Below are 26805 nucleotides of genomic sequence, written 5' to 3' on the forward strand. Positions count from 1 at the left end.
TGTTCGAAGGCCTGAGTCGCTGATCTAGGGTTGGCGGCTTCCCTCCTCACGCAACAGCGCCTGCAGGGTATCGAGGCGGGCACCGTCAAAAGCGATCACGGTGCCCTGCTCGAACACCCGGCGCGCCAGCCCGGTCAGCACCGCACCGGGCGGCAGTTCGATCTGTAGACGTACGCCGCGCTCGTAGGCGCTTTGTACCGTACCGCGCCAATCCACTACGCGGCACATGTTGAAAGCCAGGTCGTCGCGCAAGGCTTCGGTGTTGATGATCGGCCGTGCGCGACTGCCGCTCAGGTAGCCGATTTTCGGGGTTTGCAGCTTAACGCTGGTGAACGCTTCGGCCAGGGTTTTGGCGGGTGTTTCCAGCAGCGGACAGTGCGACGGCACACTCACTGCCAGACGCTTGGCCAGACCTGCACCCCGGCTTCTCGCCAGATCGGCCAGCGTTTTCATCGCGCCTTCGCTGCCGGCGATCACCACCTGGTTATCGGCGTTGATGTTCGCCAGATAAACCGGTGAGTCCTCACTGTGAACCTGCGCCAGTAGCGCTTCCACCGTCGCCAGTTCGAGCCCCGTGATCGCGGTCATGCCATAGCCCTGTGGATAAGCCTGCTGCATCAACTCACCGCGCAGACTCACCAGATGCAGCGCATCACTGAAACTCAAGGCACCGGCCACCACCGCTGCCGGATAAGCACCGATGGATAATCCGGCGACGTAATCCGCCGGCATTGCCAACTGCCGAGCCGCCGCCACCCCCGCGATCAACAGGCAAAGTTGCACCGCCCGTGTCGATTGCAACGCCTCGGCAGAATCCAGCCGCGAGACATCCTCGCCCAGCACATCGCTGGCCTCGTTGAGGGTTTCGCGCGGCACGCGCTGGAGCATGCCCGGCTGCTGCGCGCCCTGCCCCGGAAACACCAGCAAGCTGCTCACGCTGCTTGCTCCTGCACGTTCCATGGATCGAGTACCAGACAGGCTTCACAGGCGTTTTTCAGCAGAACGCGATGCGAAGAACCGGCCCACTCGCGCAAGGCCACGGCGCCGAAAGGAGTTTGCAATTGCATGTCTACCACGCACACCGCTGTATCGAGCCGTGCCACCAGCGCCTGCGCCTGAACACGAGTGATTGGCTGCGGAGTACGCAAAATCAGATCCAGATCGCTGCCTTCGTGGAGCGCTTCAAAACCACTGGCCAATTCGAAACCGGCGCTGCCGCTGATACCCCATGTCCAACCACAACGGTCGAGCAGCGGGCGCAACTGCTTGAGCGCCTGCAACACCGGCAGTTCGCGCTGGCTTTCGACATGACACAGCTGTTCCGGCTGCACACGGCGCGACACCGATTCGATTGCCATTGACGCCGCATAACGCTGCTCACGCAAACGCCCGCGCACGCCGACTGCCACCTGCCCCGCCGCCGAGACCGCACGACGCACCACTACTGGCTGCCCGGCGCGGATCGATTCGACCGCCCACACCGGCGCATCCACAGGCAATTGCTCCGGGGCCATGCCCCAGAGCAGGTCGTGGGCCATTAACGCGTTCACCACTGCTCTCTCAACAGTTGGCGAACATGGCTCGATGCCGCACGGTTGCTCGCGCCCAGGCGACTGCTCAGATCCCGGCCTTTTTCGACAACATCGCCAATGGCCTGGGTCAGGCATTCAGTTACACGGCTCACATCGGTGGCGGTTGGCTGCTCGATCCGGTCCACCGACAAGGTTTCCCAAAGCAAACCCAGGCTGGCATAGCTGTCGATGTCATAGGCCATCGGTGGCACGCTGGCGGCCAGGGTTTCCAGTTCTTCGACGCTACGCAGCGTCACCCGCGCCGCCGAGGCCTTTCCCATGGCATGCACCATCACCCCTGGATCACGCAGGGCAATCAAACGGTTGGCTTGATAGCCGTGGGCCAGAAACGCCCCGGACATGGCCTTGCCCACCAGCAACCCGATGACCGCATGCCCGGCCAGACGAGCACGAGCGTAACTGTCCGCCGCCCCGGCCAATGCCTGATGAATCCCGAGCGCTTCTTCGCGACGACCATAGGCCTGGCTCGGTACGTCGACGATGGCGATCAGTGCGCGTTTTTGCGGTTTGCCTTCGTCAGCCGTAATGACTTCATCCACCGCCTTGGCCAGGCCCCACCCTTCCAGCAGACCCACCTCTCCGTTACGAGCACGGACGAAACGGTTGTCGGGATCGGCCACCACGGCGAGAAACCGCACCGGTTGTCCACCCAAAAAACCATCGGCCACTTTCAATGAAGCGGGCAAGCCATCGACCGGTTTGGCATCGCCACTCAAGGCGTTGAACCAGTGCAAGCCCCTGAGGGAATACGAACTCATGAGCGCTCTCCTTGATACAGGTCGCGAACCGTCGCCGGCTCGATTTGCGGTTCGGCGTCCAGGCGCGCCAGCCGCTGCAGGTACAGATCGGCCTGAGCGCTGCGCTGCTGCGCCGGCAAACCTTGCTGGAGCAACTCGCCGATCTGCTGGCGGATCTGCGCCACGTCATCTTCGGCGTAACGATCCACCAGTCCGGTGGCAAAACGCTGCTCGCCGCCGGTCAGGCTCCAGATGAAGGGCCGGTCGCGGGAGTCGTATTCTTCGAGCCCGGCTTCCTGCTCGATCACCTGTGGACCGTTCAAGCCGAGCCGCGCTTCCTGGGTCACCAGCAAGTAGCTGCACAACCCGGCGGCAATCGACATGCCGCCGAAGCAACCGACGCTGCCGGCGATCACGCCCACCACCGGTTGGTATTGGCGCAGTTCGACAATGGCCGCATGGATGTCGGCAATCGCGGCCAGGCCAAGGTTGGCCTCCTGCAACCGCACGCCACCGGTTTCCAGCAGCAGCACGGCGCGGGTCGCAATACCGTTGCGGTTATCTTCGGCGGCCAGTTCCAGGGCGCCGGCAATCTTCGCCCCGCCGACTTCACCGAGGCTGCCACCCTGGAACGCACCTTCGATGGCGGCGATCACCACCGGCAAACCGTCGAGGCAGCCCTTGGCGATCACCACGCCGTCATCGGCTTGCGGCATCACGCCCTGACGGGCCAGCCACGGTGACATGATGCGCTGGAAGGGGTCGAGCAATTCGCGAAAGGTGCCAGCATCGAGCAAGGCTTTCGCACGTTGCCGGGCGCCGAGTTCGATGAAGCTGTGCTTGTTAAGGAGCGCGGCACTGTCAGTCATGGCCGATCTCCTCGAAGCCCTGTTCCAGACGCAGGCGCACCACGCCGGGAGTGGCGCCGAAATCATGGATATCGATGTCCATCGCCGACGGCATCTGACCGTCGAACATCCGCGCAAACAGATGCTGCCAGCGTTGCTCGCTGCCGTTGACCGAGGTCTGTACGGTGATCGTCAACTTGCCGGGTTGGCCCGGCTGGATCAACACTTCCAGATCGCCCGAGCCGACGCAGCCCACCAGCGTGCGACCGCGTGGCGGTTGCCCGGCGGGAAATTCAAAGGATAGGGTTTCCATCAGATCACTCCCTGGATGAGGCAATCGCCCGACTCAATACGGTCGATGAACAGGCAGGCTGCGAGAAGGTCGGCAGCGCCACCGGGCGAGGCATTCAATGCGATTAATTGTTGGTCCAGCTCATGCAGGCGACGGCGGCCCGAAAGGCTCGCACTGCCACCCGCGTCGAGTACCGCTTGGGCACCGAGTTGCATGGTGTGCAGGCCCTCTTCCCCGGCGCGGTACAGCACGCAGGTGTCGGACAGTTCGGTCATGACCGCCAGCAGTGCGTCGAGTCGTGCGTTCTGCTCACCGTGACCGGCAGCGCGGCCGCGTTTGAGTTGCGGCAGCGCACGCTGGATCACCGCCGGGAAGCCGAGCTGCGCCTCCTCACGAGCACCACGCACGCCATACCGTTGGGTGACTTGTGCGCCGTGACTGAGCGGACGCGGCATGTAGCGATCATCGAGCAAGGCCAGGCGTGCGGCGCGCAAGGCGATGGCCCCGGCAGCGCTGGATTCAGGTTCAAGGGCTACTGCAGCGACCAGCAAGCCTAGGGCCCAGATTGCGCCGCGATGAGTGTTTACGCCATTGGTAGTGGCAAGCATCGCTTGTTCACCCTCACGACCAATCAGGCCAATGGCCTCACGCAGCGGCAAGCCGATCTCGCCAATCTCGATAGCGGCTTCAGCCATTTCCTTGAACGCCGGCCACAGCGCCAGCGCCGAGGCGTGCATCAGTCCAAGGTGCAAATCAGTGTGAGCGCCACTACCGCGACGGTCGACCAGCGCCGGCTTCGGCGACAGGTCCGCTTCGTCGATCAATGCGTCCACCGCCAGGTCCGCCAGCCGTTCGGCCAGGGTCAGGGTTTTCGGTTGCAGGTTGAATGCGTGCATTACCAACTCCTGAACTTGGCGGGCGGGTTGTAGAGACCACCGGACCACTCCACCAGATCGGCCACGCTTTTCGCGGCGAGCAGTTCGCGGGTGGCGTCGGTGCGGCGGATCCCGAGGTCTTCGGGCAAGGCGATCAGGCCTTCGCGGCGCATGCGCGCGGTGTCTTTCGGGTTATGGCGCAGGCCGATGGCGGTCACCCCGGCGACAGCGGCGATCATCGCCTGGCGTTCTTCCAGCGAACGGGCCTTGTACAGGTAAGCGATGCCTTCTTCGGTCAGCAGGTGGGTGACGTCATCGCCGTAAACCATGATCGGTGCCAGCGGCATGCCGCTTTTCTTCGCCACGTCGATGGCATCCAGCGTCTCGACGAAGGTCGGTTTGCCGCCCTCCTGGAAGGTCTCGACCATTTGCACCACGAGCTTCTTGCCGCGCTCGAGCATCGGTTCGGCAACGTCGGTGTGGCGCATGTCGAGCCAGGCCGGTGTGCCGTGGCGACGACCGCGCGGGTCGTGGCCCATGTTCGGCGCCCCGCCGAAGCCGGCCAGGCGACCGCGGGTCACGGTGGAGGAATGACCATCGCCATCGACTTGCAGGGTGGCACCGATGAACAGGTCCACCGCGTATTGCCCGGCGAGCTGGCTGAACATCCGGTTGGAGCGCAGTGAGCCGTCGCGCCCGGTGAAGAACACGTCCGGCCGCGCCGCGATGTAGTTTTCCATCCCCAGTTCAGTGCCGAAGCAGTGCACGCTTTCGACCCAGCCGCTTTCGATGGCCGGAATCAGGGTTGGATGGGGATTGAGCGTCCAGTTGCGGCAGATCTTGCCTTTGAGACCCAGGGATTCGCCGTAGGTGGGCAGGATCAGTTCGATGGCCGCGGTGTTGAAGCCGATGCCGTGGTTCAGGGACTGGACGTTATGTTTTTCGTAGATCCCGCGAATCGCCATCATCGCCATCAGCACATGCACAGGCTTGATGTGGCGGGGGTCGCGGGTGAACAACGGTTCGATGTAGAACGGCTTGTCGGCGACCACCACGAAATCGACCCAGGACGCGGGGATATCAACGCGAGGCAGGTCGCTGACGTCGTCTACCAACTGGTTGACCTGGACGATAACGATGCCATCGCTGAAGGCCGCCGGTTCGATCAACGCCGGGGTGTCCTCGGTGCTGGGTCCGGTGTAGATGTTACCGGCGCGGTCGGCCATGAAACCGGCCGAGAGCACGACGTTGGGAATCAGATCGACCACCAGCCGTGCGTAGAGCTCGATGTAGGTGTGGATCGCGCCGATTTCCAGCAGACCGTCTTCGAGCAACTGGCTGATGCGCAGGCTCTGGGTGCCGGCGAAGGAGAAATCGAGCTTGCGGGCGATGCCGCGCTCGAACAGATCCAGATGCTCGGCGCGACCGACGCTGGGCATGATCATGTGCAGGTCGTGGAGCTTGGCCGGATCAGCCTTGACCAGGGAGCGGGACAGAAAGTCCGCCTGTTTCTGGTTGTTGCCTTCGAGCACCACACGGTCGCCGGGCAGAATCAACGCCTCCAGCGCCGCCACGATATTCTCGGTGGGCAACACCACACCGTCGGCAAGGCCCTTGACCAACTCGAGACGCCGCTGCTTTTCGCTACGCCGCCGCGTCCATCGCGAGTCGGGGGATATTGTTGTTGTCATGACCACTCCACGGGTTCGCTGTCGTGGGGGTCACAGTAGGAGGGTTGGGTGGGGGCATCAATCAAGCAAAGGGGTGGATTGTTACGCTCAGGTTAATGGTTGCCTGAACTGACGCTTCGCTGGCAAGCCAGCTCCCACAGGGTTTGTGTCGTACACAACATTTGTGACCAACGTAGTTACTGTGGGAGCTGGCTTGCCAGCGATGGGGTCAGAGCGACCACCGCAGGTTTGAAAGTCGGAACGCGATACGTCCCAAAAGAGGACCGATCAGGCCCAATTTGGGAATCTTCATATGTGATTTTTTTGTTTAAAAGCTTGTCGCCAAGAATGGTCAGCGGCTACGTAATCCTGCATCACGACCTACAGGAATGCCGGAACCCGCTGACTGGCAGGCTTTGGCGGTGATCTTTATTGTTTGTGGGTCGCTGCCAATTCAGCGACCGGGCCTGGAACCCCGAAAAATGGAGCTGCTAAAACTCATTAATTGGAGCTTCACCATGTTCAAAGCTACTCCCATGCCCTCGGAAACCGATCCCGATTCCCAGGCATCCCTCGACACCGAAAAGCTCAAGGAAGCCGCCGAACGCGCCTTCTCCCATTACTTCCCGCCTTCTCGCGAAAAACCGGCCAAGCGCAGAAAGTACCCACTCTTCACTGTCTCTCCCGATATCGGTACCGAAGCGCTTCTGGCCAACGCCTCCGAAGACCTGCTTTCCATCAGTGCCATTGCGGCCGATCTGGCGGACGATGTGGATGGCTCGCGGCGCTCTGTAGCCTTGGCACTGAGCAAGATGGCCGATGGGGTGCATTTATTGGTGGAGCGGGCGCTGGATCAGCATGAGGCGATGGCTGAGGCCAAGGTTTAGCAGGCACGACCTTGCTGAGTTGAAGGCCGCCTTCGCGAGCAGGCTCGCTCCCACATTTTGAAATGCATTCCCCTGTGGGAGCGAGCCTGCTCGCGAAGGGGCCAGTCAGGTCAACCCTGCATTGACAAGTAACTCCTCAAGGGCCATCAAATCCGGCACTTTGGCCACTTGGTCAGCCACCTGCACCGCCGCTTTCTCCAGCGAACACAACGGCACATCCACGTAGCTCAACTGGCTGTCGAGCTTGTACGAGCGCGGAATACCCTGAACCAGCATCGCGATGAATTTCAGTTCAGGCCGCCCTCCCAACGCATTGAGAATGACGATCCGTGCGCGTTCGCCGATGACGATTTTGTTGCCGCAGGCTGATTCGAAGCTGAGCAAGGGAATCTGCCGGTTGCGCCAGCTGACCCGGCCGAGGTACCAGGGCGGTGTATCGAGATCGAAAGCCGCAGGCTGGTAGCCGATCAGTTCGGCAACAGCGACGTTGGGCAGGATCAGGTTGCGGTCGGCCAGGGGCAGCAGCAGGCCGGTGAGGCTGATGCTGCGCGGGTTGATGCGCTGCTCAAGCATGGGTTTTGCTCCATAGGGCAATGCTTTCGAGCAGTACCGATTCCTGGTACGGCTTGCCGAGGTAATCGTTGACGCCGATGGCCATGGCCCGGTCGCGGTGTTTCTGGCCGGTGCGGGAGGTGATCATGATGATCGGCAAATGCTGCAAACGCTCATCGCCACGCACTTGCTTCGCCACTTCGAAGCCATCCATGCGCGGCATTTCGATGTCCAGCAGCATGATGTCGGGCATGTGTTCTTCGAGCAGCAGCATGGCGTCGACACCGTCCTTGGCGGTCAGCACGTTCATGCCATGACGTTCGAGCAAGCGGCTGGTGACCTTACGCACCGTGACCGAGTCGTCGACCACCATCACCAGCAACGGCCGTTGTGGTTCGACCTCGACTTCGAGATTTGCCGGGCGCTGCGGCACATGAGCTTGCAGGGCACGGATCGGCGCCAGCAAATCGAGAATCAGCACCACCCGGCCATCCCCCAGGATGGTGGCACCGGACACGCCCTGCACCGCCGCGAACTGTGGGCCGAGGCTCTTGACCACGATCTCGCGGGTGCCGGTCATGGCATCGACCTGCACCGCGATATGGCGCTCGTTGCATTGCACCAGCAGCACCGGCAGCGGCAGGCTCTGGCCCAGGAGTTTTGGTCGGGGACTGGTTTTCAGCAATTCGCCCAGATAGCACAGCTCATAGCGTTGCCCGGCGTATTCATAGGCCGGCGGATCGAGGCGGAAGTGCCCTTCGAGTTCGTTGGGCAATACGCGGACGATGCCGTCAATGGTGTTCAGCGGGATCGCGTACTGGTCCTCCCCGCATTGCACCATCAGCGCACGGTTGACCGACACGGTGAACGGCAGGCGGATGCGAAAATGCACGCCCTGTCCAGGTACAGAGTCGATGCTCATGGTGCCGCCCAATTGCCGCACCTCTTCGTGGACCACGTCCATCCCGACGCCACGCCCGGAGATTTGGGTGATTTTCTCGGCGGTGGAAAATCCCGGTTGCAGGATGAACTGCAATACATCGTGGTCGCTGATATCGCCGCTCGAATCGAGCAGGCCGCGTTTGATTGCCTTGCGTCGCACGGCGTCCAGCGGCACGCCGGCACCGTCGTCGCGGATATCGAAAATGATATCGCCGCCTTCGCGCAGCAGGTCGAGGGTGATCCGCCCCTGCGCCGGTTTGCCTGCCGCGACACGCGCCTGGGCGGACTCAAGACCATGGTCCACGGCATTGCGCAGCATGTGCTCCAGTGGCGCCGCCATGCGCTCGAGCACGTTGCGATCCATTTCGCCCTCAGCGTTGCCGACGATGAACTCGACGTCTTTGCCCAGCTCCTCGGACACCTGACGAACGATGCGCTTCAAGCGCGGCAGCATCCGTTCGAACGGCACCATGCGCGTACGCATCAGGCCTTCCTGCAATTCGGTGTTGATACGCCCCTGCTGCTGCAACAGGTTTTCCGCATCCTGATTGCACCGGTCGAGGGTTTCCTTGAGATCGAGCAGGTCGGAGGCGGACTCGAACAAGGCCCGCGACAGCTGCTGCAACTGTGAGTGGCGGTCCATCTCCAACGGGTCGAACTCTTCGTAACCCAGGCGCTCGGCGTCGACTTGCTGACGGCTGAGGATCCGCCCCTGGGTTTCGGTGTCGAGGCGGCGCAACTGATCACGCATGCGTTCGATGGTGGTTTCCATCTCGTTCAAGGCCACTTGCGCATCGCTGACCTGCTGTTCGATGCGGCCGCGGAAGATCGAAGTTTCGCCCGCCAGGTTGACCAGGTCGTCGAGCAGTTCCGCCGAGACCTTGACCATGTCCGCGCCAGGATCGGCTTGCAGCAGTGGCGTATCGAGCTTTGCCGTGGCAGGCACCGCAACCTGAGCCGGGACCTCGGGAACCACCGGGTGGCTGAAGTTCCTGATCGCATCGAGCAACCGGTCGGCCGGCGGCAACGGTTCCCCGGCGCGGGCCGCGTCGAGCATCTGCGCCAGTCGGTCATGACTGCGTTGCAGCAACTCAAACAACGTGGCCGTGGGTTTCAGGACGCCGGTGGATAAACCTTCGTAGAGAAATTCCAGCTCATGGGCCAGGTCGCCGATCGGCGTGATTTCCACCATGCGTGCACCGCCCTTGAGGGTGTGCAGGTCGCGCAGCAGGGTTTCCACTTCCTGGCGGTTCGTAGGCTCGGCCTGCCAGCGTACCAGCGCCGCGCCGGAGCTTTCGATGATGTCGAAACCTTCCTCAAGGAAGATATCCAGTAATTCGCTGTCATGATGAGTAGCGTCATTGCTGGCCGCCGGCTCGATCACCTCGGCGTGGCCCGCATGGCCCTGCCTGAACGCGCGAATGGCTTCGACCAACTCGCCGGGATCGCCCATCGGTTCGTGGCGCTGCAATTGCTCAAGCAATTGTGCCAACCGGTCATGGCTGGACTGAAGCAATTGCGCCAGCATTTCGTTGTAGTTGTAGCGGCGGTCCACCAAACCTTCGTACAGGCTTTCCAGCTCATGGGCCAGGTCGCCGACCGGCTCGACCTCGGCCATTCGCGCGCCGCCCTTGAGGGTGTGCAAGTCGCGTTGCAGCGACGACAGCGGCGCGGCGTTCAGCGGCTCGTTCAACCAACGCTGCAAGGCCTGATTGGCGCTGTCGAGGATATCTACCGCTTCTTCGAGGAAGATCGAGACGATCTCTTCATCCAGCTCACGGTCCCGCTCTTCTGTAGGAGCGAGCCTGCTCGCGATGGACTCACCGGCACCGCGTTCATCCAGAGACAGCGCGTCATCGTTAACGTCCATCGCGAGCAGGCTCGCTCCCACAGGGGGCGGCGTACTCGCTAATTCGGCGGTGGCATCGCCCAGTTCGCGAATGCTCAGGCTGCGGCTGCCGTCACTGCGGATCAGGCCCATGGCCGATGGGTCCAGGCTTTGATCAAGCAAGCCATGCAAGGCGCGAATTCGTTCCGGGCGCGGGCTGACTTCCTGGCCGGCGGCCAGTTCGTCGAGCATGTTGATCAGCGCGTCATGGGCACTTTGCGCCTCGTGGAAAAACGCCTCGCTGACGGCCAGGCTGCTTTCTTCCACAGCGCCGTAAAGGTCGAGCAAGGCTTCGCAGAGTTCATCCACCGGATGCAGGTCGGCCAGGTGTGCGCCCTCGCCGAGGGTGGTCAATTCGTCCAGCAGCGCACTGAGCTCCTGGCGCTCGCCGGGGTGTTGCTGCCAGCGTTGCAACAGGCTTTCGGCGTCCAGCAGGATGTCCATGCCCTGAGCCAGGAAGTTGTTGATCCGCAAGCCGCTGCTCGGTGCATTCATGAGACCTTGCAGACGCTCGGCCAGCAACGCCTTGGCCCGTTCGATCAAGGCGCGGGCGCCGGGTATCTCGGCCAGGGGGTCGGTCTTGAGCTGGCGCAAGCCAAGGCGGAACAAGCCTTCGGCTTCCAGCAGCACCTCGACTTCGTCCAGGTCAAGAGCAATCTGGTGGGCCTTGTATTCCCGGGTCAATTGATCCAGCGGCGCCGCCAGTTCGACAATCGGCAGCACCCCGGCCATCGACGCACTGCCCTTGAGGGTGTGCAAGGCACGCAGCAACTCATCGCTGGCCTGCAACGGCACGTGTTCGGCGGCCTGGTCGAGGAAGCGGTTGAGGCTGCCCAGATGGGTTTGCGCTTCTTTGCCGAAGATTTCCAGCAATAGCGGATCGAGTGCCGCGACGTCTTGCGTGTCCTCGTCGGATGCCGGCTCTTCGCCCTTGGCCAGAGCATGGGCGCGGGCGGCCAATTGGTCGACATCGTTTCGCTGGCGCTGGGTATTGTCGGCAAATTCGGCGATCAGTTCCGGTAACAGCGCCAGGACCTCACTCAGCAACTGTTGCACTGCCGCGCCCGGCACAATGCTGTGTTCCAGCACGCGGTTAAGCAGGTTTTCCACCGCCCAGGCCAACTCACCCAATACCAGCGCGCGGACCATCCGGCCACTGCCCTTGAGGGTGTGGAAAGCGCGGCGTATCTCACCCAGGGCCGATTTGTTTTCGGGGTTTGCCGACCAGCGTGGCAAGTACTCCTGGAGGATGCCCAGCACCTCTTCGGTTTCTTCGAGGAACACTTCCCGCAACTCGTCGTCCACCGGTTCTTCCCCGGCTGGCGGCGGCAACAGGCTGCCCGGCGTCGTCAGCGCAGGCGGATTGAGGGCCGATAGCGGATTGGCCAGCACATCCGCCAGGGTCTGGACGATGGCCGGGGCATCCAGTTCCTGCAGTTGCTGCATGGCCTGCGCTTCGCTGGGGCTCAGCACATCCTCCAGCACCGGCACCTGTTGTTCGCTGGGCTTTTCGTTAGGGAAGAAGCCGAGGGCTGCCAGGCTGTTTTCCGCGATGTCGAGCAACTGCTCACCGGGGGCTTCGGGGTCGTCGTTGAGGCGTTCCAGGTAATACTCGAGGCTGGCGATAACGTCGGCCAGACTGTCCAGTTCCTGCCAGCCGGGCTGGCCAGGATCGAGCATCAAGTGTTCGCGGATGAAATGGTTGCAGGTTTCGACCAGGACCGCCGCACGGCTCAACGGAATCATCGCCAGCGCACCACGCACCTGCGTCAGCAAGGCCGGCAGCGCCTGCAATTGCTGACGGTCCCAGTCGGCGTCGATGTAGTCGACGATCATGTCCTTGGCCTGTTGCAGGCAGATGCGTGCTTCCTTGATCACGATCTGATGGATCTGCGTCAGGTCGGTGGTCGGCAGACAGTTGTCTTCCTGGCTCTCCGGCTCGACGGTGCCGACCATGCCGGCCAGGGTGGCTTCGACATAGAGCAAGGCCCCGGCGACGTCCATGAGAATCGCGTCATCGGGCGCGCGATGCCCCTGGGCGAGGCTCAATACCACCGCCAGTTGATCGATGATGACCTTGCGCGGCTGGCCGAATCCCAGCACCGCCAGGGTGTCGGCGATTTGCCGCAACGGCGCCAGCAGGCTGTCCAGGTCCGAGGCGTGTTGCCGGTCGCTGCGTACGAACAGGTCCAGGCGCTCCTTGACCCGGACCAACTCTTCACACAGTGCCGCCAATACCGAACGCATGGCATCACGGTCGGGACCGGCCAGCCGTGCACGTTCTTCATCGACCATCGCGCTGTCCGGCAGCGCGTCGTCCAGTCCGTAGCGATCTTTCATGGTCAGCATCTGCCCGGTGGGGTGTTCGGCCTTGGCGATATAGAACAACAAACTCTTGAGCAGCTCCGGCGGCGCCGGCTGATTAATGGCGCTCATGCCCTGTTCGAGCAGGCGCTTGAGTTCCTTGTCGGCGTCCTTGAACAGGCTGCGCAAGGCCGGGCTGTTAGCGATCGCGCCGCCGCGCATGCCTTCGACCAGCGCCGAAGCAACCTGCCACAACGGGCTCAGGGGGGCGTTGCCGCACAGGCTTTCGAGACGGGAAAACACCTTGACCAGGTAGCCGAGGTTTGTGTCGTCATCCTGCTCACGGAGCAGGCCAACCAGGGCCATTTGCAGCATCTGCCGCAGCTTGCGCAATACATTCGGCAAATCTGCCGGTTCCAGCAATGCCAGGGACTCGGCGTTCAGGGGTGGCAGGTCCGGCAATTGCGGACTGAACAGGCTGGTTTCCGACAACAGGCTTTCACCACGGGCGCTGCGCAGGTCGTTGATCAACGGCAGTACCACCAGCGGCAAATCGCGACGGGCGCCCTGCACCCGGTCGAGGTAGATCGGCAGTTGTCCCAGGGCTTGCAGCATCAGATGCAGCGCTTCATCGCGATGGCTGACGCGATTGTGCTGCAACGCGGCGACCAGTTGCTCCATCTCTTCGGCGAGCAGGGCCGCGCCGTAGAACTCGACCATCTGCAAACTGCCGTGAACCTGATGAATGCACGCCAGGCAATCGCTCAGGGCCTGCGTCGCCTGCGGGTCATCAAGCTGGGTTTCGATCGCGTGATGAGCCTGCTTCAGCGTTTCGGCAATCTCGCCCTTGACCCATTCAAGGGCCACATAGTCGTGCCGATCACCCATAACCACTCCACTTCCCACTTCAGTCAAGTTGCAAACGCCCGCAGGCGATTCAAGCGTTGTCCGTCACCTGCGCCTTGGTCGCCGGCAAGGTGAAACCGGACACCGACCGCCGCAGTTGGCTGGCCATTTTCGCCAGGTTGCCGATGCTCTCGGCGGTGGCGGTGGAACCGGACGAGGTCTGCGAGGTGATCTGCTGGATCACATTCATCGTCAGGGAAATCTGACCGGCGGACGACGTCTGCTGTTGGGCGGCATTGGAAATACTCTGGATCAGCGCCGCGAGGGTTTTGGAAACCCCTTCGATTTCTTCCAGGGCCACTCCTGCATCCTGCGCCAGACGGGCGCCGCGCACCACTTCGGTGGTGGTCTGCTCCATGGAAATTACCGCTTCATTGGTGTCGGTCTGGATCGCCCGTACCAGGGTCTCGATCTGTCGCGTGGCAGCCGAAGAGCGTTCCGCCAGCCGTTGCACTTCGTCGGCGACCACCGCGAAACCGCGCCCGGCATCACCGGCCATGGACGCCTGAATCGCCGCGTTGAGCGCCAGGATGTTGGTCTGATCGGCAATGTCATCGATCAGGCTGACAATATCGCCGATTTCCTGGGAAGACTCACCCAGGCGCTTGATCCGTTTGGCGGTGTCCTGAATTTGTTCGCGAATATTGTCCATGCCGTGGATGGTGTTGTGCACCACCTCATTGCCCTTGTTGGCGATTTCCACCGAGCGTTCCGCCACCGCCGAGGACTCGGCGGCGTTGGCCGACACCTGGTCGATGGACTCGGCCATGTCATTGATCGCGGTGGAGGCTTCGGAAATCTGTTGCGCCTGATGCTCCGAGGCCTGCGCCAGGTGCATGGCGGTGGCCTGGGTTTCCTGCACGGCGGCGGCGACCTGCCCGGCGGTCAGGTTGATGGTTGCGACGAGGTCGCGCAGTTGGTCCACGGAATAGTTGATCGAGTCGGCGATGGTGCCGGTGAAGTCTTCGGTCACCGAAGCGGTCACGGTCAGGTCACCATCGGCCAGGTCCTCGATCTCGTCCAGCAGACGCATGATCGCATTCTGGTTGCGCTCATTTTTCTCGGCGGTTTCCCGCAACTGGCGATTGGTTTCGCGCACCATCACCAGACCGATGAGAATGATCGACATCAGCGCTGCCAGGCCCAACACGTAGCCGCCGATGGTATCGGTGTCACGTCCGCCGGCAAGGTTTTCGAAACCGCTGGCCAGGTGCGAGGCTTCGTCGAGCAGGGTTTGCGATAGGCTGAAGATATTGGTGGCCGATTCGCGCACCTTGAACAGTTCGGGCGAGGTTTCGAGGATTTCATCCACCGAGCCGGAAACGAATTCGAACAGCTCCGAAATCTCCATCAATCGCGCCCGCGCATCGCGATCTTCGACCTGGCTGACCCGCAGCGCCACATTGCCCTGAAGCATGCCATTGAGCACCTGGCCGAAACGTGCCGCGTCACGACCGAAGGCATCGGCCGCCTGTTGCGAGTTTTCGTCCCCGGACAACACCGTATTCACCGCCCCCAGAATGCGCTCGGCCAGCAGCGATTGACGCTGAGCCATGGCTACCTGGGCGGCCGGTGCACCGCGCTGCAGGAGGATCTCCACCACTTTCTCGTACTCGACCTGCAATTGCGGCACGGTTTCAGCCAGTGTCGCGGCGACCTGATGCAGTGACAACACCGTCTGCTCGCTGGAGAGGATGGCGTCGGTGTTTTTCAGCAGGCGTTCCCAGTCCACCTGCACGGCGCGCATTTCCGGGCGTACGGCTGCCGGGGCCGGCGGCAGGCCGGTGGAAGGGTCGCCCTTCTTCAAATAACTCCAGCGCTGGGCAAAATCATTGCGCGCATCGCTAAGCAACTTGAACGCTGCGGCCTTGCCGGCGGCGGCTTCGGTGGCGTTCTTGGCAATGCGCTGGGACAGCACGCGCAGCTCGCCGGCGTGACCGATGTACTGTTTGTCGTACGTGGCCTGGGTATTGAGGTGCGCGAAGTTGGCGAACAACAGCATGATGAAAATGATCAGCGCAATGAACAGCGCGATGATCTGCGAACGACTGCGCGACCCTTCCATTGGCTTGCCTGTTTTTGCTTTTATCATCGGTCTTCGCCTGTTAACCACACCCTTTCAAACTCTGCCGAAAATCCCTGTGGGAGTGAGCCTGCTCGCGATGGTGTATCAGCAGCATTGATGTCGACTGACACTCCATCGCGAGCAGGCTCGCTCCCACAAAGAGCCAGAGCTACACCGCGATGTTCATGAATCCTTGCGACCGCACAAATGCAAACGGACTGAACACCCGCCAGTTCTGCTCGCCTTGAAAACAACCTTCGACAAACGCCGACATCGGTCCCGGCGCTTCGTCGGCCGGCACAGGCTCCAGGCTGTCCCGGGCAAAATGCTGTAGACCGAAAACCTCATCGACCATCAACCCGGCGAACACCTCTTGATGTTCCACCACCAACACCCGACGCTGCCTGCGCGGCGTCGACAGCTCATGACCAGGCTCTTTAGCAGAAAAGAAAGCGCCCAAATCCATGATCGGCAGCAAGCGCCCGCGCAGATTGGCCACGCCCTTGACCCAGGACTTGACGCCCGGCACCTGGGTAAAGCGCGGCTCGTGCAGCACTTCACTGACCTCGCCCATGGGCGCGACGTACCTGTGCTCGCCCAGGCGAAAACCGATGCCGCTCCAGCTGTCCTGCCGGGTCGGCTGGGACGGCAGGTCCGCGGCCAACAGACGACAGCGCTGGTCGATCTGCAGCAGCAGCTCAAAGGCCGTCAGCGACTCGGTCATGGCCGCACGTTCAACCGTTGAGCACGTTGTTCAGGGTCTTGAGCAGCGTTTCTTCGTCGACCGGTTTCGTCAGGTAGTCCTTGGCACCCTGGCGCGTGCCCCAGACCTTATCGGTCTCCTGATCCTTGGTGGTGATGATGATCACCGGGATGTGCCCGGTTTCCGGGTCTTTGGTCAACTGACGGGTTGCCTGGAACCCGTTGAGGCCGGGCATGACGATGTCCATCAGCACCGCATCGGGTTTTTCCAGGCGGGCCAGGGCCACGCCGTCGGCGCCGTTTTCGGCTTTCAAGACTTCATGACCGTGCTTTTCCAGCATGCCGGTCAGTTTGTACATTTCAGTCGGCGAATCATCGACGATCAGAATACGTGCCATGGTCTTCCCCATTCTTGTCGGCACACGGCCCGCTGGCCGAGCGTCACTTCAGGTGTCTTACTGCGGCAGAACGGCGGCGAAGCCCGGAACATGGGCCTGGATCGCGTTCAGCAGTTCTTCCTTGCTGAAAGGCTTGGTCAAAAACTGGTCGGAGCCGACGATGCGCCCCTTGGCCTTGTCGAACAACCCGTCCCTGGACGACAGCATAATCACTGGCGTGGACTTGAACGCACTGTTGTTCTTGATTAAAGCGCAGGTCTGATAGCCATCCAGACGCGGCATCATGATGTCGACGAAGATGATGCCGGGGTGATTGTCGGCAATCTTGGCCAGGGCATCGAAACCGTCGATGGCCGTGATGACCTCACAACCCACGTTCTTGAGCAGTGTTTCGGCGGTGCGGCGAATCGTCTTCGAATCGTCGATCACCATCACCTTCAAGGCGCTGGAATGCTGTTCCATAAATGCTCTGCCGTCGCCTTTGCGAATCAAATTGTCCATTTGCGGTAACAGGTGGCTCGAAACCCTTGATGTTCAAGGGCCAGCCCAACATGGCAGCCTTTTTAGCACAGTCTCCAAATCCAATCTATCGACCGGCCATGGCAGTGGTTTTTCCTTGACCGGGAACACACTCGGCGCCACTCTGACGCCACTTTTACACGGTCCTTTGGCCTGCTCTTCTGTAGGAGCGAGCCTGCTCGCGATGGAGTGTCAGTCGACACCAATGCAACTGATCCACCATCGCGAGCAGGCTCGCTCCTACAGTAGATCGACATTGCGCCCCCAACTTTCGAGGAAAGACCCATGAGCGTTCGCGTCGGGATTGTCATGGACCCTATCGCCAGCATCTCCTATAAAAAGGATAGCTCGCTGGCCATGCTGCTGGCCGCGCAGAAGCGCGGCTGGGAACTGTTCTATATGGAACAGCGCGACCTCTACCAGGCCGAAGGCCAGGCTCGGGCGCGCATGCGTCCGCTCAAGGTATTCGCCAACCCGGAAAAATGGTTCGAACTGGAAGCCGAGCAAGATGCCCTGCTCAGTGACCTGGATGTGATCCTGATGCGCAAGGATCCGCCGTTCGACATGGAGTTCGTGTATTCCACCTATCTGCTGGAACAAGCCGAAAGCGCCGGCGTGCTGGTGGTCAACAAGCCGCAGAGCCTGCGCGACTGCAACGAAAAGCTGTTCGCCACGCTGTTCCCGCAATGCACGCCGCCCACCATCGTCAGCCGCCGCCCGGACGTGTTGCGCGAATTCGCCGATCACCACGGCGACGTGATCCTCAAGCCGCTGGACGGCATGGGCGGTTCTTCAATCTTCCGTCACACCGCCGGCCACCCGAACCTGTCGGTGATCCTTGAAACCCTGACCCTGCACGGTCAGCAACAGATCATGATCCAGGGTTACCTGCCGGCCATCGTCGATGGCGACAAGCGCATCCTGATGATCGACGGCGAGCCGGTGGATTACTGCCTGGCACGTATCCCCGCCGCAGGCGAAACCCGTGGCAACCTTGCTGCCGGTGGCCGTGGCGAAGCGCGTCCGCTGACCGAGAAAGATCGCTGGATCGCCGCCCAAGTCGGCCCGACCCTGCGCGAGAAAGGCCTGCTGTTTGTGGGTCTGGACGTGATTGGCGAGCATCTGACTGAAATCAACGTTACCAGCCCGACCTGCATCCGCGAGATCGACAATGCCTTCGGCACTGACATCGGCGGCCTGTTGATGGATGCCATCGATCAGAAGCTCAAGGCCCGTTGATAAGCCAAACCAACATTGCGTTATCATGCGCGGCCTGTGAAAACGCGATGTTGGTTTCCTTGTCATGACCCTCCCGTCCGATCTGCCCCCCGAACTCGCCCATAGCGGCGTGCGCCCGGCCGATCGCCTCGGTTTTACCCTGTTTCTGGCGGCGCTGGTGCACCTGGCGCTGCTGCTGGGCGTCGGCTTTACGGTGGTCGAACCCAAACAGATCAGCAGAACCCTGGAAATCACCCTCGCCACCTTCAAAAGCGAAAAGAAGCCGGAAAAAGCCGATTTTCTCGCTCAGGAGAATCAGCAAGGCAGCGGCACCCTGGATAAAAAGGCCATTCCCAAGACCACCGAGGTCGCGCCGTTCCAGGACAACAAGGTGCAGAAAGTGACACCTCCACCCGCGGCCAAGCCTGAAGTTCAGGAAACGGCGCCCAAGGCTGCCGTGACCACCGTCGCGCCGAAGCCGAAAAAAGCAGCGACCAAGACCGAAGAGCCCAAGCCTGTCACCAAACCTGCGATCGCTGCGCCGACGTTCGACACTGAACAGCTGTCCAGCGACATCGCCAGCCTGGAAGCGGAACTGGCCAACGAGCAACAGCAATACGCCAAACGCCCACGCATCCACCGCCTGAGCGCCGCCTCGACCATGCGTGACAAGGGCGCCTGGTATAAGGACGAATGGCGCAAGAAGGTCGAGCGCATCGGCAACCTCAATTATCCGGACGAAGCCCGTCGCCAACAGATTTACGGGAATTTGCGCCTGATGGTATCGATCAACCGCGACGGCTCGCTGTATGAGGTGCTGGTGCTGGAGTCCTCCGGGCAACCGCTGCTGGATCAGGCGGCCCAGCGCATCGTGCGCCTGGCGGCACCCTTTGCACCGTTTACCGGCGATTTGTCGGACATCGACCGCCTGGAGATCATCCGCACCTGGAAATTTGCGCGCGGGGATCGCCTCTCCAGCAATTGACTCCCCATATCCACCCTGTGGGAGCGAGCCTGCTCGCGAAAGCAGTGTGTCAGGCAACATTAATGTCACTGACACTCCCTCTTCGCGAGCAGGCTCGCTCCCACAGTGGTCGGAGTCGTTATCAGGGATTTACGCCATTTCCTGCGCATCCCCAGCTTGTCAGTTCGCCCCTCCAACGCCACACTAGCGCTCATGAAAAACGTCAACCCCAGCTACCTCAAGCATCACTTCCTGATCGCCATGCCTCACATGGTCGACCCGAACTTTGCGCACACCTTGACCTACATCGTCGAGCACACGGCCAATGGTGCCATGGGGCTGGTGGTCAACCGCCCGCAGGACCTGAACCTGGCCGATATCCTCGAGCAATTGCGCCCTGAGATCGAGCCGCCAGTCCTTTGCCAGCATGTGCCGATCTTCATCGGCGGGCCGGTCCAGACCGATCGCGGTTTTGTCCTGCACCCGTCTGGCAAGTCCTTCCAGGCGACCGTTGATCTGGAAGACGATTTGTCCTTGTCGACGTCTCAGGACGTGCTGTTCGCCATCGCCGATGGGGTCGGCCCGGCCAAAAGCCTGATCGTCCTCGGTTACGCCGGCTGGGAGGCCGGGCAATTGGAAGCTGAACTGGCGCAGAACGCCTGGCTGACCTGCCCGTTCAACGCCGACATCCTGTTCAACACCAGCAGTGAGCTGCGCCTCGAAGCGGCAGCCAAACACCTGGGCATCAACCTCAGCCTGCTCACCAGCCAGGCGGGGCACGCCTGATGGCCCTGCGGCTGATTCTGGGTTTTGACTACGGCACCAAATCGATCGGCGTTGCGGTCGGCCAGGTGATTACCGGTCAGGCTCGTGAGTTGTGCACCCTGAAAGCGCAGAACGGCATTCCCGACTGGGATAAGGTCGATGCGTTGATAAAGGAATGGAAACCCGACGCCGTGGTGGTCGGCTTGCCATTGAACATGGACGGCACGCCCAGCGAAATGTGCGCCCGTGCGGAAAAATTCGCCCGCCGCCTCAACGGCCGTTTCAACCTGCCCTTCTATACCCACGATGAACGCCTGACCACCTTCGAAGCCAAGGGTGAACGCCTGGCCCGTGGCGGCCAGAAGGGCAGCTACCGTGACAACCCGGTCGATGCCATCGCCGCTGCCCTGCTGCTGCAAGGCTGGCTCGACGAAAACAGCGCACTGTTCGAGTCCTGATGCACCTGATCCTGAAGAGCCGCCACGCGTCTTTTTTAGCTACAACCCGAGCCACCTCAAGCACACGCTCGCTCGGGCCCAAGAAGGAGCAACCATGAGCCTGCCCAATCCCGCCGAACTGATCAGCCAGATGGCGATCCGTCTCAAGGCACACCTGGAACACCGTGGCATCAGCGAACCGCGTTACATCGGCATCCGCACCGGCGGTGTCTGGGTAGCCCAGGCCCTGCTCAAAGAGCTGGGGAGCCAGGAGCCCCTCGGCACGCTCGACGTTTCCTTTTATCGCGACGACTTCAGCCAGAACGGCCTGCACCCGCAAGTGCGCCCCTCGGCCCTGCCGTTCGAAATCGAAGGCCAGCACCTGGTGCTGATCGATGATGTGCTCATGAGCGGCCGCACCATCCGCGCCGCCATGAACGAACTCTTCGACTATGGCCGCCCGGCCAGCGTGACCCTCGTGTGCCTGCTGGACCTGGACGCCGGCGAGCTGCCGATCCGCCCGAACGTGTTGGGTGCGACCCTGTCCCTGGCGGCCCACGAACGAGTGAAGCTGTCCGGCCCGGAGCTTACGCTCGAACTGCAAGACCTCGCCCTTTAATTCGCCCTATCGAGAGTCCCCCTTGCGATGACGCCTCCAGAAACCAAGCGCCCGCTGCAGCTCAATGACCAGGGCCAGCTACGCCACTTCCTCTCGCTCGACGGTTTGCGCCGCGAGTTGCTGACGGAAATCCTCGACACCGCCGACTCCTTCCTTGAAGTCGGCGCCCGGGCGGTGAAGAAGGTCCCGTTGTTGCGCGGCAAGACCGTGTGCAACGTGTTCTTCGAGAACTCCACCCGCACCCGCACCACCTTCGAACTGGCGGCCCAGCGCCTGTCGGCGGACGTGATCACCCTGAACGTGTCGACATCGTCGGCGAGCAAGGGGGAAACCTTGCTCGATACCCTGCGCAACCTGGAAGCCATGGCCGCCGACATGTTCGTCGTGCGCCACGGTGATTCCGGCGCCGCACACTTCATCGCCGAGCACGTGTGCCCGCAAGTGGCGATCATCAACGGCGGCGACGGCCGTCACGCCCACCCGACCCAGGGCATGCTCGACATGTTGACCATTCGCCGACACAAGGGCGGTTTCGAAAACCTGTCGGTGGCCATCGTCGGCGACATCCTGCACTCGCGGGTCGCGCGCTCGAACATGCTGGCGCTGAAAACCCTGGGCTGCCCGGACATCCGCGTGATCGCGCCGAAGACCCTGCTGCCGATCGGCATCGAGCAATACGGGGTGAAGGTCTACACCGACATGACCGAAGGCCTGAAAGATGTCGACGTGGTGATCATGCTGCGCCTGCAGCGTGAGCGCATGACCGGCGGCCTGCTGCCCAGCGAAGGCGAGTTCTACCGCCTGTTCGGCCTGACCACCGCGCGCCTGGCCGGCGCCAAGCCCGATGCCATCGTCATGCACCCGGGCCCGATCAACCGTGGCGTGGAGATCGAATCGGCGGTGGCCGACGGCCCGCACTCGGTGATCCTTAACCAGGTGACCTACGGCATCGCGATTCGTATGGCGGTGCTATCCATGGCCATGAGCGGACAAACTGCGCAGCGCCAATTCGAGCAGGAGAACGTTCAGTGAAGCTCAGCATTCTCGGCGCCCGCGTCATCGATCCGGCCAGCGGCCTGGATCAAGTTACCGATATCCATGTAGAAGCCTGCAAGATCGTCGCCATTGGCGCCGCGCCGGCCGACTTCGTCGCGGTCGACACCATCGACGCCAAAGGCCTGGTGGCCGCCCCTGGCCTGGTCGATCTCAACGTCGCCCTGCGCGAACCGGGCTACAGCCGCAAAGGCTCGATCGCCAGCGAAACCCGTGCCGCCGCGGCCGGTGGCATCACCAGCCTGTGCTGCCCGCCAAAAACCAAACCCGTGCTGGACACTTCGGCGGTGGCCGAACTGATCCTCGACCGCGCCCGCGAAGCCGGCAACACCAAAGTGTTCCCGATCGGCGCGCTGAGCAAAGGCCTGGACGGCGAACAGCTGGCCGAACTGGTCGCCCTGCGCGATGCCGGGTGCGTGGCCTTCGGCAACGGCCTGGAGAGCTTCCGCAACACCCGCACCCTGTGCCGGGCGCTGGACTACGCGGCAACCTTCGACCTGACGGTGATTTTCAACTCCCAGGATCACGACCTCGCCGAAGGCGGACTGGCCCATGAAGGCCCGACCGCAAGCTTCCTCGGCTTGCCGGGTATTCCGGAGACCGCAGAAACCGTGGCCCTGGCCCGGGATCTGCTGCTGGTTGAGCAAACCGGCGTACGCGCGCACTTCAGCCAACTCACCAGCGCCCGGGGCGTGGCCCTGATCGCTCAGGCCCAGGCTCGTGGCTTGAAAGTTACGGCGGATGTGGCGCTCTACCAGTTGATCCTGACCGATGAAGCGCTGATCGACTTCAGCAGCCTCTATCACGTCCAGCCGCCGCTGCGCACCCGCGCCGACCGCGATGGCCTGCGTGCGGCAGTGAAATCCGGTGTTGTCTCGGCCATTTCCAGCCATCACCAACCCCATGAGCGGGACGCCAAACTGGCGCCGTTCGGGGCCACAGAGCCTGGAATCAGCAGTGTTGAGCTGTTGCTGCCATTGGCGATGACTTTGGTGGAAGACGGCTTGCTGGACTTGCCGACGTTGCTGGCACGTCTAGGCAACGGCCCTGCCGAGGCGCTGCGCCTGCCGGCGGGGAAACTGGCGGTCGGTGGTGCGGCGGATATCGTGCTGTTCGATCCTGCTGCTTCGACCGTGGCCGGTGAGACCTGGCTGTCCAAGGGTGAGAACTGCCCGTTCATTGGCCACAGCCTGCCGGGCGTGGTGCGTTATACCCTGGTGGATGGACGGATCAGTCACCAGGCATAAGACCGAGTTGCCTGCATTCGCGAGCAGGCTCGCTCCCACAGGGATATCCGTTGGCCGCAAAACTTGCAGTTAACTTACATCCACTGTGGGAGCGAGCCTGCTCGCGAAGACTTACTGGAAAGCACCTCTATTCTGGGCATTACGCAGCGAAACCTGGTCGTTCAACGTCCAGAAGTCATACAACACCCCCACGAAGAACAATCCACCCGTCAGCAGGTACAGCAAACCGCTGATCCATTTCCCCTGATACATCCGGTGTACGCCGAACACCCCGAGAAACGTCAGCAGAATCCACGCCACGTTGTATTCGATCGGACCGGCAGTGAACCGCAGGTCTGCTTCGCGGTCCATTGCCGGGATCAGGAAAACGTCGATCAACCAGCCAATCCCCAGCAAACCGAACGTGAAGAACCAGATCGTCCCGGTTACCGGTTTGCCGTAATAGAAGCGATGAGCACCGGTAAAACCGAAAACCCAAAGCAAATATCCGATCACTTTACTGTGGGTGTCCTGATGCGGGACGGGGGGTTGATAGGTGTTCATGGATGACCTCGATTCACACGATAGATAAATATTCTTTAAATCTTTGTGACTTTTTTACGAGCAGCCGACGTATGGCAAATGTTAAGTTCCCCTCCGTCAAACCCTTGTAGCACCTGACTTCTGTCGGACAATTGCGTCAATTTACCGCTTGTTTGGTTCCGTTAGACCCCGATGGAATCGACCAACGGCCTCGGAATGCCAAAAAAAGCTGTTATAAAGTTGCGCGCTAACCCATACGAGCCTTGCCTAATGCGTCCATTTTTCAAGACATGGCTAACCATTTGCCTATTATTGCCACTGGCCGCCCACGCCACCAATCGTGAGCAACGTCTTCCGAACGTTAATGGTTACACCCCAAAATCCCATGCCTCTGCTCCTTCGAGCAAAAGCAAAAAATCGAGCAAACACGCTCCACAGTTGGTCAGCAACAAAAGCGGGCTGGTTCCGCCCATGGCGACCAAGGAAAGCAGCAATGTGCTGAGCCGCGCCGTCAACGTCCTCGGCACGCCGTACCGTTGGGGCGGCAGCAGCCCGAGCAAAGGTTTCGATTGCAGCGGCCTGGTGAAATACGCCTTCAATGACGCCACGTTTGACCTGCCGCGTACTTCCAATGCCATGGCCAGCGGTCATGGCGACAAAGTCGATCGCGCCGACCTGAAACCGGGTGATCTGATTTTCTTCAACATCAAGAGCCGTCGAGTCAATCACGTTGCCATCTACCTGGGCAACGACCGCTTCATCCACGCGCCTCGCCGCGGCAAGTCGGTGACCATCGACACCTTGAAGAAACCGTATTGGGAAAACCACTACGTGGTGGCCAAGCGGGTTCTGCCGAAAGACCAGAAAGCGTTGCAGGTTGTTCAGCGCTGATTCCAGCACCTGAAATCTGCATCGAACATACCGCCCCCTTCGCGAGCAGGCTCGCTCCCACATTGGATTGCATTCCCCTGTGGGAGCGAGCCTGCTCGCGAAGGCGTCCTGGAAAACCACGACAACACTCTCAAAAATTATCCGACGACCGCGCCTTCTCCCGCGCATGATCACGGCTGACCAATCCCCGGGCCACCAGATCCCTCAAGCCCATATCCAGCGTCTGCATCCCCAGCGACCCGCCCGCTTGAATCGATGAATACATCTGCGCCACCTTGTCCTCGCGGATCAGGTTACGGATCGCCGACGTACCCAGCATGATTTCGTGGGCGGCTACACGCCCGCCGCCGATTTTCTTGACCAGCGTCTGGGACACCACCGCCAGCAGCGATTCGGAGAGCATCGAACGCACCATGGATTTCTCGTCCCCCGGAAACACATCGACAATCCGGTCGATGGTCTTCGCCGCCGACGTGGTGTGCAGCGTGCCGAACACCAGGTGACCGGTTTCGGCAGCGGTCAGCGCCAGGCGAATCGTTTCCAGATCGCGCATCTCCCCCACCAGAATCACATCCGGGTCCTCGCGCAGCGCCGAGCGCAGGGCCGTGGCGAAGCTGCGGGTATCGCGGTGGACTTCGCGCTGATTGATCAGGCATTTACGCGACTCGTGGACGAACTCGATCGGATCTTCGATGGTGAGGATATGGTGATGGCGATGATTGTTCAGGTAATCGATCATCGCCGCCAGCGTGGTGGACTTGCCGGAACCGGTCGGCCCGGTCACCAGCACCAGCCCCCGGGGCGCATCGGTCATCTTGCGGAACACGTCGCCCATGCCCAGCTCGTCCATGCTCTGGACCCTGGACGGGATCGTGCGGAACACCGCGCCGGCTCCGCGGCTCTGGTTGAACGCGTTGCCCCGGAAACGCGCCACCCCGGGCACATCGAAGGAAAAGTCGGTTTCCAGATGCTTTTCGAAATCCACCCGCTGGGTGTCGTTCATGATGTCGTAGATCAGCGCCTGTACTTCCTTGTGATCCAAGGGCGGCAAGTTGATACGCCGCACATCACCGTCAACGCGGATCATCGGCGGCAGGCCGGCGGACAGGTGCAGGTCCGAAGCTCCTTGTCTGGCACTGAACGCCAACAACTCAGTGATATCCATAGCACCTCTCAATTCCAGTAGAATGCCGCCAACCTCAGACCTGCTGGCGCCTCTTGAATGTCCACCATAGCAGACAACATTGAACGGGTAAGTTCGCGCATACACGCCGCAACACTCGCCGCCCATCGTGACGAACACAGCGTCCAGCTGCTGGCCGTGAGCAAGACCAAACCCGCACAGGACCTGCGCGAAGCCTATGCCGCCGGCCTGCGTGACTTTGGCGAAAACTACTTGCAGGAAGCCCTGGGCAAGCAGCTCGAATTGGCCGACCTGCCCTTGATCTGGCACTTCATCGGCCCCATTCAATCGAACAAGACTCGCGCTATCGCCGAGCATTTCGACTGGGTGCATTCCGTGGATCGCCTGAAAATCGCACAACGCCTGTCCGAACAACGTCCTGCCGATCTGCCGCCCCTGAACATCTGCATCCAGGTCAACGTCAGCGGTGAAGCCAGCAAATCTGGCTGCACCCCGGCCGACCTTCCGGCCCTGGCCAACGCCATCAGCGCCCTTCCGCGCCTGAACTTGCGCGGGCTGATGGCCATTCCCGAGCCGACGGAAGATCGCGCCGAACAGGATGCGGCTTTCGCCACCGTGCAAAGCCTGCAAGCCAGCCTGAACCTGCCGCTTGACACACTTTCCATGGGCATGAGCCACGACCTGGAGTCGGCCATCGCCCAGGGTGCCACCTGGGTGCGTATCGGTACGGCCCTGTTCGGCGCCCGCGACTACGGCCAGCCATGACCG

At 61.6% G+C, this 26805-nt stretch carries 25 protein-coding genes; 10 read left to right on the top strand and 15 right to left on the bottom strand.

Translation table 11 applies throughout. From position 1 onward, the window contains the following. Nucleotides 1–24: 24 nt before the first annotated feature. From mdcH to mdcA, 7 genes are read right to left on the bottom strand one after another with little or no spacing between them, the layout of a single operon-like run. Nucleotides 25–936 (bottom strand): malonate decarboxylase subunit epsilon, encoded by a 912-nt coding sequence (gene mdcH, locus BJ917_RS19355; RefSeq protein ID WP_121104131.1) that lies wholly within the window; start codon nt 934–936, stop codon nt 25–27. Continuing rightward, entirely contained in the window at nt 933–1553 is a 621-nt protein-coding gene (locus BJ917_RS19360) for a malonate decarboxylase holo-ACP synthase (protein WP_121104133.1), read from the bottom strand. The genes mdcH and BJ917_RS19360 overlap by 4 nt, the downstream gene beginning before the upstream one ends. Beyond that, nucleotides 1547–2350 carry a biotin-independent malonate decarboxylase subunit gamma gene (mdcE, locus tag BJ917_RS19365; protein WP_096514427.1) on the bottom strand — a complete coding sequence of 268 codons (804 nt, stop codon included), beginning with the start codon at nt 2348–2350 and terminating at the stop codon, nt 1547–1549. Before mdcE ends, BJ917_RS19360 begins: the two co-directional genes overlap by 7 nt. After that, the gene (locus BJ917_RS19370) at nt 2347–3198 is read right to left on the bottom strand and encodes a biotin-independent malonate decarboxylase subunit beta (RefSeq protein WP_121104135.1); all 852 of its coding nucleotides are present in this window, start codon (nt 3196–3198) and stop codon (nt 2347–2349) included. Before BJ917_RS19370 ends, mdcE begins: the two co-directional genes overlap by 4 nt. Further along, nucleotides 3191–3490 (bottom strand): malonate decarboxylase subunit delta, encoded by a 300-nt coding sequence (locus BJ917_RS19375; protein WP_096514425.1) that lies wholly within the window; start codon nt 3488–3490, stop codon nt 3191–3193. Before BJ917_RS19375 ends, BJ917_RS19370 begins: the two co-directional genes overlap by 8 nt. Beyond that, nucleotides 3490–4365, bottom strand: coding sequence for a triphosphoribosyl-dephospho-CoA synthase (locus BJ917_RS19380; RefSeq protein WP_121104137.1), 876 nt, complete (start codon nt 4363–4365; stop codon nt 3490–3492). The genes BJ917_RS19375 and BJ917_RS19380 overlap by 1 nt, the downstream gene beginning before the upstream one ends. Next, nucleotides 4365–6035: a malonate decarboxylase subunit alpha gene (mdcA, locus tag BJ917_RS19385; protein WP_096514423.1), complete on the bottom strand. Its 1671-nt coding sequence runs from the start codon at nt 6033–6035 to the stop codon at nt 4365–4367. The genes BJ917_RS19380 and mdcA overlap by 1 nt, the downstream gene beginning before the upstream one ends. A gap of 497 nt (nt 6036–6532) precedes the next feature. On the opposite strand from mdcA, the gene BJ917_RS19390 reads away from it, so the two are divergent. Then, entirely contained in the window at nt 6533–6901 is a 369-nt protein-coding gene (locus BJ917_RS19390) for a DUF6124 family protein (protein ID WP_096515630.1), read from the top strand. 105 nt (nt 6902–7006) lie between these two features. Here BJ917_RS19390 and BJ917_RS19395 read toward each other — a convergent pair whose 3' ends face one another. From BJ917_RS19395 to pilG, 6 genes are all read right to left on the bottom strand, one after another. Then, nucleotides 7007–7474, bottom strand: a complete 468-nt coding sequence (locus tag BJ917_RS19395) for a chemotaxis protein CheW (protein ID WP_096514422.1) — start codon at nt 7472–7474, stop codon at nt 7007–7009. Beyond that, nucleotides 7467–13475 carry an Hpt domain-containing protein gene (locus BJ917_RS19400; RefSeq protein WP_121104139.1) on the bottom strand — a complete coding sequence of 2003 codons (6009 nt, stop codon included), beginning with the start codon at nt 13473–13475 and terminating at the stop codon, nt 7467–7469. Before BJ917_RS19400 ends, BJ917_RS19395 begins: the two co-directional genes overlap by 8 nt. Nucleotides 13476–13524: 49 nt before the next feature. Continuing rightward, nucleotides 13525–15585 (bottom strand): methyl-accepting chemotaxis protein, encoded by a 2061-nt coding sequence (locus tag BJ917_RS19405; protein ID WP_121104140.1) that lies wholly within the window; start codon nt 15583–15585, stop codon nt 13525–13527. A gap of 142 nt (nt 15586–15727) precedes the next feature. After that, nucleotides 15728–16282: a chemotaxis protein CheW gene (locus tag BJ917_RS19410; RefSeq protein ID WP_121104142.1), complete on the bottom strand. Its 555-nt coding sequence runs from the start codon at nt 16280–16282 to the stop codon at nt 15728–15730. A 10-nt stretch (nt 16283–16292) separates the two neighbouring features. After that, nucleotides 16293–16658 carry a twitching motility response regulator PilH gene (pilH, locus tag BJ917_RS19415; RefSeq protein ID WP_096514418.1) on the bottom strand — a complete coding sequence of 122 codons (366 nt, stop codon included), beginning with the start codon at nt 16656–16658 and terminating at the stop codon, nt 16293–16295. Between the two features lie 57 nt (nt 16659–16715). Beyond that, nucleotides 16716–17120 carry a twitching motility response regulator PilG gene (gene pilG, locus BJ917_RS19420; protein ID WP_096515628.1) on the bottom strand — a complete coding sequence of 135 codons (405 nt, stop codon included), beginning with the start codon at nt 17118–17120 and terminating at the stop codon, nt 16716–16718. 342 nt (nt 17121–17462) lie between these two features. On the opposite strand from pilG, the gene gshB reads away from it, so the two are divergent. The 7 genes from gshB to BJ917_RS19460 all read left to right on the top strand — a co-directional run bounded on the left by gshB (nt 17463) and on the right by BJ917_RS19460 (nt 23480). Next, the gene (gene gshB / locus BJ917_RS19425) at nt 17463–18416 is read left to right on the top strand and encodes a glutathione synthase (RefSeq protein ID WP_096514417.1); all 954 of its coding nucleotides are present in this window, start codon (nt 17463–17465) and stop codon (nt 18414–18416) included. 64 nt (nt 18417–18480) lie between these two features. Further along, nucleotides 18481–19380, top strand: a complete 900-nt coding sequence (locus BJ917_RS19430) for an energy transducer TonB (RefSeq protein WP_121104144.1) — start codon at nt 18481–18483, stop codon at nt 19378–19380. 192 nt (nt 19381–19572) lie between these two features. Further along, complete coding sequence (locus BJ917_RS19440; RefSeq protein WP_096514415.1) at nt 19573–20145, top strand: YqgE/AlgH family protein; 573 nt, start codon at nt 19573–19575, stop codon at nt 20143–20145. Beyond that, a complete protein-coding gene (gene ruvX, locus BJ917_RS19445; RefSeq protein ID WP_096514414.1) occupies nt 20145–20582 on the top strand; it encodes a Holliday junction resolvase RuvX in 438 nt (145 codons plus the stop codon). Before BJ917_RS19440 ends, ruvX begins: the two co-directional genes overlap by 1 nt. A gap of 94 nt (nt 20583–20676) precedes the next feature. Beyond that, nucleotides 20677–21180 (top strand): bifunctional pyr operon transcriptional regulator/uracil phosphoribosyltransferase PyrR, encoded by a 504-nt coding sequence (pyrR, locus tag BJ917_RS19450; RefSeq protein WP_096514413.1) that lies wholly within the window; start codon nt 20677–20679, stop codon nt 21178–21180. Nucleotides 21181–21207: 27 nt separating this feature from the next. Then, nucleotides 21208–22212, top strand: coding sequence for an aspartate carbamoyltransferase catalytic subunit (locus BJ917_RS19455; RefSeq protein WP_096514412.1), 1005 nt, complete (start codon nt 21208–21210; stop codon nt 22210–22212). Continuing rightward, nucleotides 22209–23480 carry a dihydroorotase gene (locus tag BJ917_RS19460; protein ID WP_121104148.1) on the top strand — a complete coding sequence of 424 codons (1272 nt, stop codon included), beginning with the start codon at nt 22209–22211 and terminating at the stop codon, nt 23478–23480. Before BJ917_RS19455 ends, BJ917_RS19460 begins: the two co-directional genes overlap by 4 nt. Nucleotides 23481–23591: 111 nt before the next feature. On the opposite strand, the gene BJ917_RS19465 is transcribed toward BJ917_RS19460, so the two are convergent. Next, entirely contained in the window at nt 23592–24023 is a 432-nt protein-coding gene (locus BJ917_RS19465; RefSeq protein ID WP_096514410.1) for an NINE protein, read from the bottom strand. Between the two features lie 249 nt (nt 24024–24272). Between BJ917_RS19465 and BJ917_RS19470 the strand changes: the two genes are divergently transcribed. Next, nucleotides 24273–24893, top strand: a complete 621-nt coding sequence (locus tag BJ917_RS19470; protein WP_096514409.1) for a C40 family peptidase — start codon at nt 24273–24275, stop codon at nt 24891–24893. Between the two features lie 130 nt (nt 24894–25023). Here BJ917_RS19470 and BJ917_RS19475 read toward each other — a convergent pair whose 3' ends face one another. Further along, complete coding sequence (locus BJ917_RS19475; protein WP_096514408.1) at nt 25024–26058, bottom strand: type IV pilus twitching motility protein PilT; 1035 nt, start codon at nt 26056–26058, stop codon at nt 25024–25026. Between the two features lie 57 nt (nt 26059–26115). Between BJ917_RS19475 and BJ917_RS19480 the strand changes: the two genes are divergently transcribed. Continuing rightward, the gene (locus BJ917_RS19480) at nt 26116–26802 is read left to right on the top strand and encodes a YggS family pyridoxal phosphate-dependent enzyme (protein WP_096514407.1); all 687 of its coding nucleotides are present in this window, start codon (nt 26116–26118) and stop codon (nt 26800–26802) included. The last annotated feature ends 3 nt before the right edge of the window (nt 26803–26805 follow it).

The organism is Pseudomonas sp. WPR_5_2 (assembly GCF_003634475.1).
GTDB classification, from domain to species: Bacteria; Pseudomonadota; Gammaproteobacteria; order Pseudomonadales; family Pseudomonadaceae; genus Aquipseudomonas; species Aquipseudomonas izuensis.

Excerpts from the sequence above, each read along its gene's own strand:
- pilG (WP_096515628.1), bottom strand. The coding sequence starts at position 17,120 with ATGGAACAGCATTCCAGCGCCTTGAAGGTGATGGTGATCGACGATTCG.
- BJ917_RS19400 (WP_121104139.1), bottom strand. The coding sequence starts at position 13,475 with ATGGGTGATCGGCACGACTATGTGGCCCTTGAATGGGTCAAGGGCGAG.
- mdcA (WP_096514423.1), bottom strand. The coding sequence starts at position 6,035 with ATGACAACAACAATATCCCCCGACTCGCGATGGACGCGGCGGCGTAGC.
- BJ917_RS19440 (WP_096514415.1), top strand. The coding sequence starts at position 19,573 with ATGAAAAACGTCAACCCCAGCTACCTCAAGCATCACTTCCTGATCGCC.
- BJ917_RS19405 (WP_121104140.1), bottom strand. The coding sequence starts at position 15,585 with ATGATAAAAGCAAAAACAGGCAAGCCAATGGAAGGGTCGCGCAGTCGT.
- pilH (WP_096514418.1), bottom strand. The coding sequence starts at position 16,658 with ATGGCACGTATTCTGATCGTCGATGATTCGCCGACTGAAATGTACAAA.
- BJ917_RS19480 (WP_096514407.1), top strand. The coding sequence starts at position 26,116 with ATGTCCACCATAGCAGACAACATTGAACGGGTAAGTTCGCGCATACAC.
- BJ917_RS19410 (WP_121104142.1), bottom strand. The coding sequence starts at position 16,282 with ATGACCGAGTCGCTGACGGCCTTTGAGCTGCTGCTGCAGATCGACCAG.
- BJ917_RS19465 (WP_096514410.1), bottom strand. The coding sequence starts at position 24,023 with ATGAACACCTATCAACCCCCCGTCCCGCATCAGGACACCCACAGTAAA.
- BJ917_RS19455 (WP_096514412.1), top strand. The coding sequence starts at position 21,208 with ATGACGCCTCCAGAAACCAAGCGCCCGCTGCAGCTCAATGACCAGGGC.
- BJ917_RS19475 (WP_096514408.1), bottom strand. The coding sequence starts at position 26,058 with ATGGATATCACTGAGTTGTTGGCGTTCAGTGCCAGACAAGGAGCTTCG.
- BJ917_RS19375 (WP_096514425.1), bottom strand. The coding sequence starts at position 3,490 with ATGGAAACCCTATCCTTTGAATTTCCCGCCGGGCAACCGCCACGCGGT.
- BJ917_RS19370 (WP_121104135.1), bottom strand. The coding sequence starts at position 3,198 with ATGACTGACAGTGCCGCGCTCCTTAACAAGCACAGCTTCATCGAACTC.
- mdcE (WP_096514427.1), bottom strand. The coding sequence starts at position 2,350 with ATGAGTTCGTATTCCCTCAGGGGCTTGCACTGGTTCAACGCCTTGAGT.
- BJ917_RS19470 (WP_096514409.1), top strand. The coding sequence starts at position 24,273 with ATGCGTCCATTTTTCAAGACATGGCTAACCATTTGCCTATTATTGCCA.
- BJ917_RS19395 (WP_096514422.1), bottom strand. The coding sequence starts at position 7,474 with ATGCTTGAGCAGCGCATCAACCCGCGCAGCATCAGCCTCACCGGCCTG.
- BJ917_RS19380 (WP_121104137.1), bottom strand. The coding sequence starts at position 4,365 with ATGCACGCATTCAACCTGCAACCGAAAACCCTGACCCTGGCCGAACGG.
- BJ917_RS19390 (WP_096515630.1), top strand. The coding sequence starts at position 6,533 with ATGTTCAAAGCTACTCCCATGCCCTCGGAAACCGATCCCGATTCCCAG.
- gshB (WP_096514417.1), top strand. The coding sequence starts at position 17,463 with ATGAGCGTTCGCGTCGGGATTGTCATGGACCCTATCGCCAGCATCTCC.
- BJ917_RS19430 (WP_121104144.1), top strand. The coding sequence starts at position 18,481 with ATGACCCTCCCGTCCGATCTGCCCCCCGAACTCGCCCATAGCGGCGTG.
- ruvX (WP_096514414.1), top strand. The coding sequence starts at position 20,145 with ATGGCCCTGCGGCTGATTCTGGGTTTTGACTACGGCACCAAATCGATC.
- pyrR (WP_096514413.1), top strand. The coding sequence starts at position 20,677 with ATGAGCCTGCCCAATCCCGCCGAACTGATCAGCCAGATGGCGATCCGT.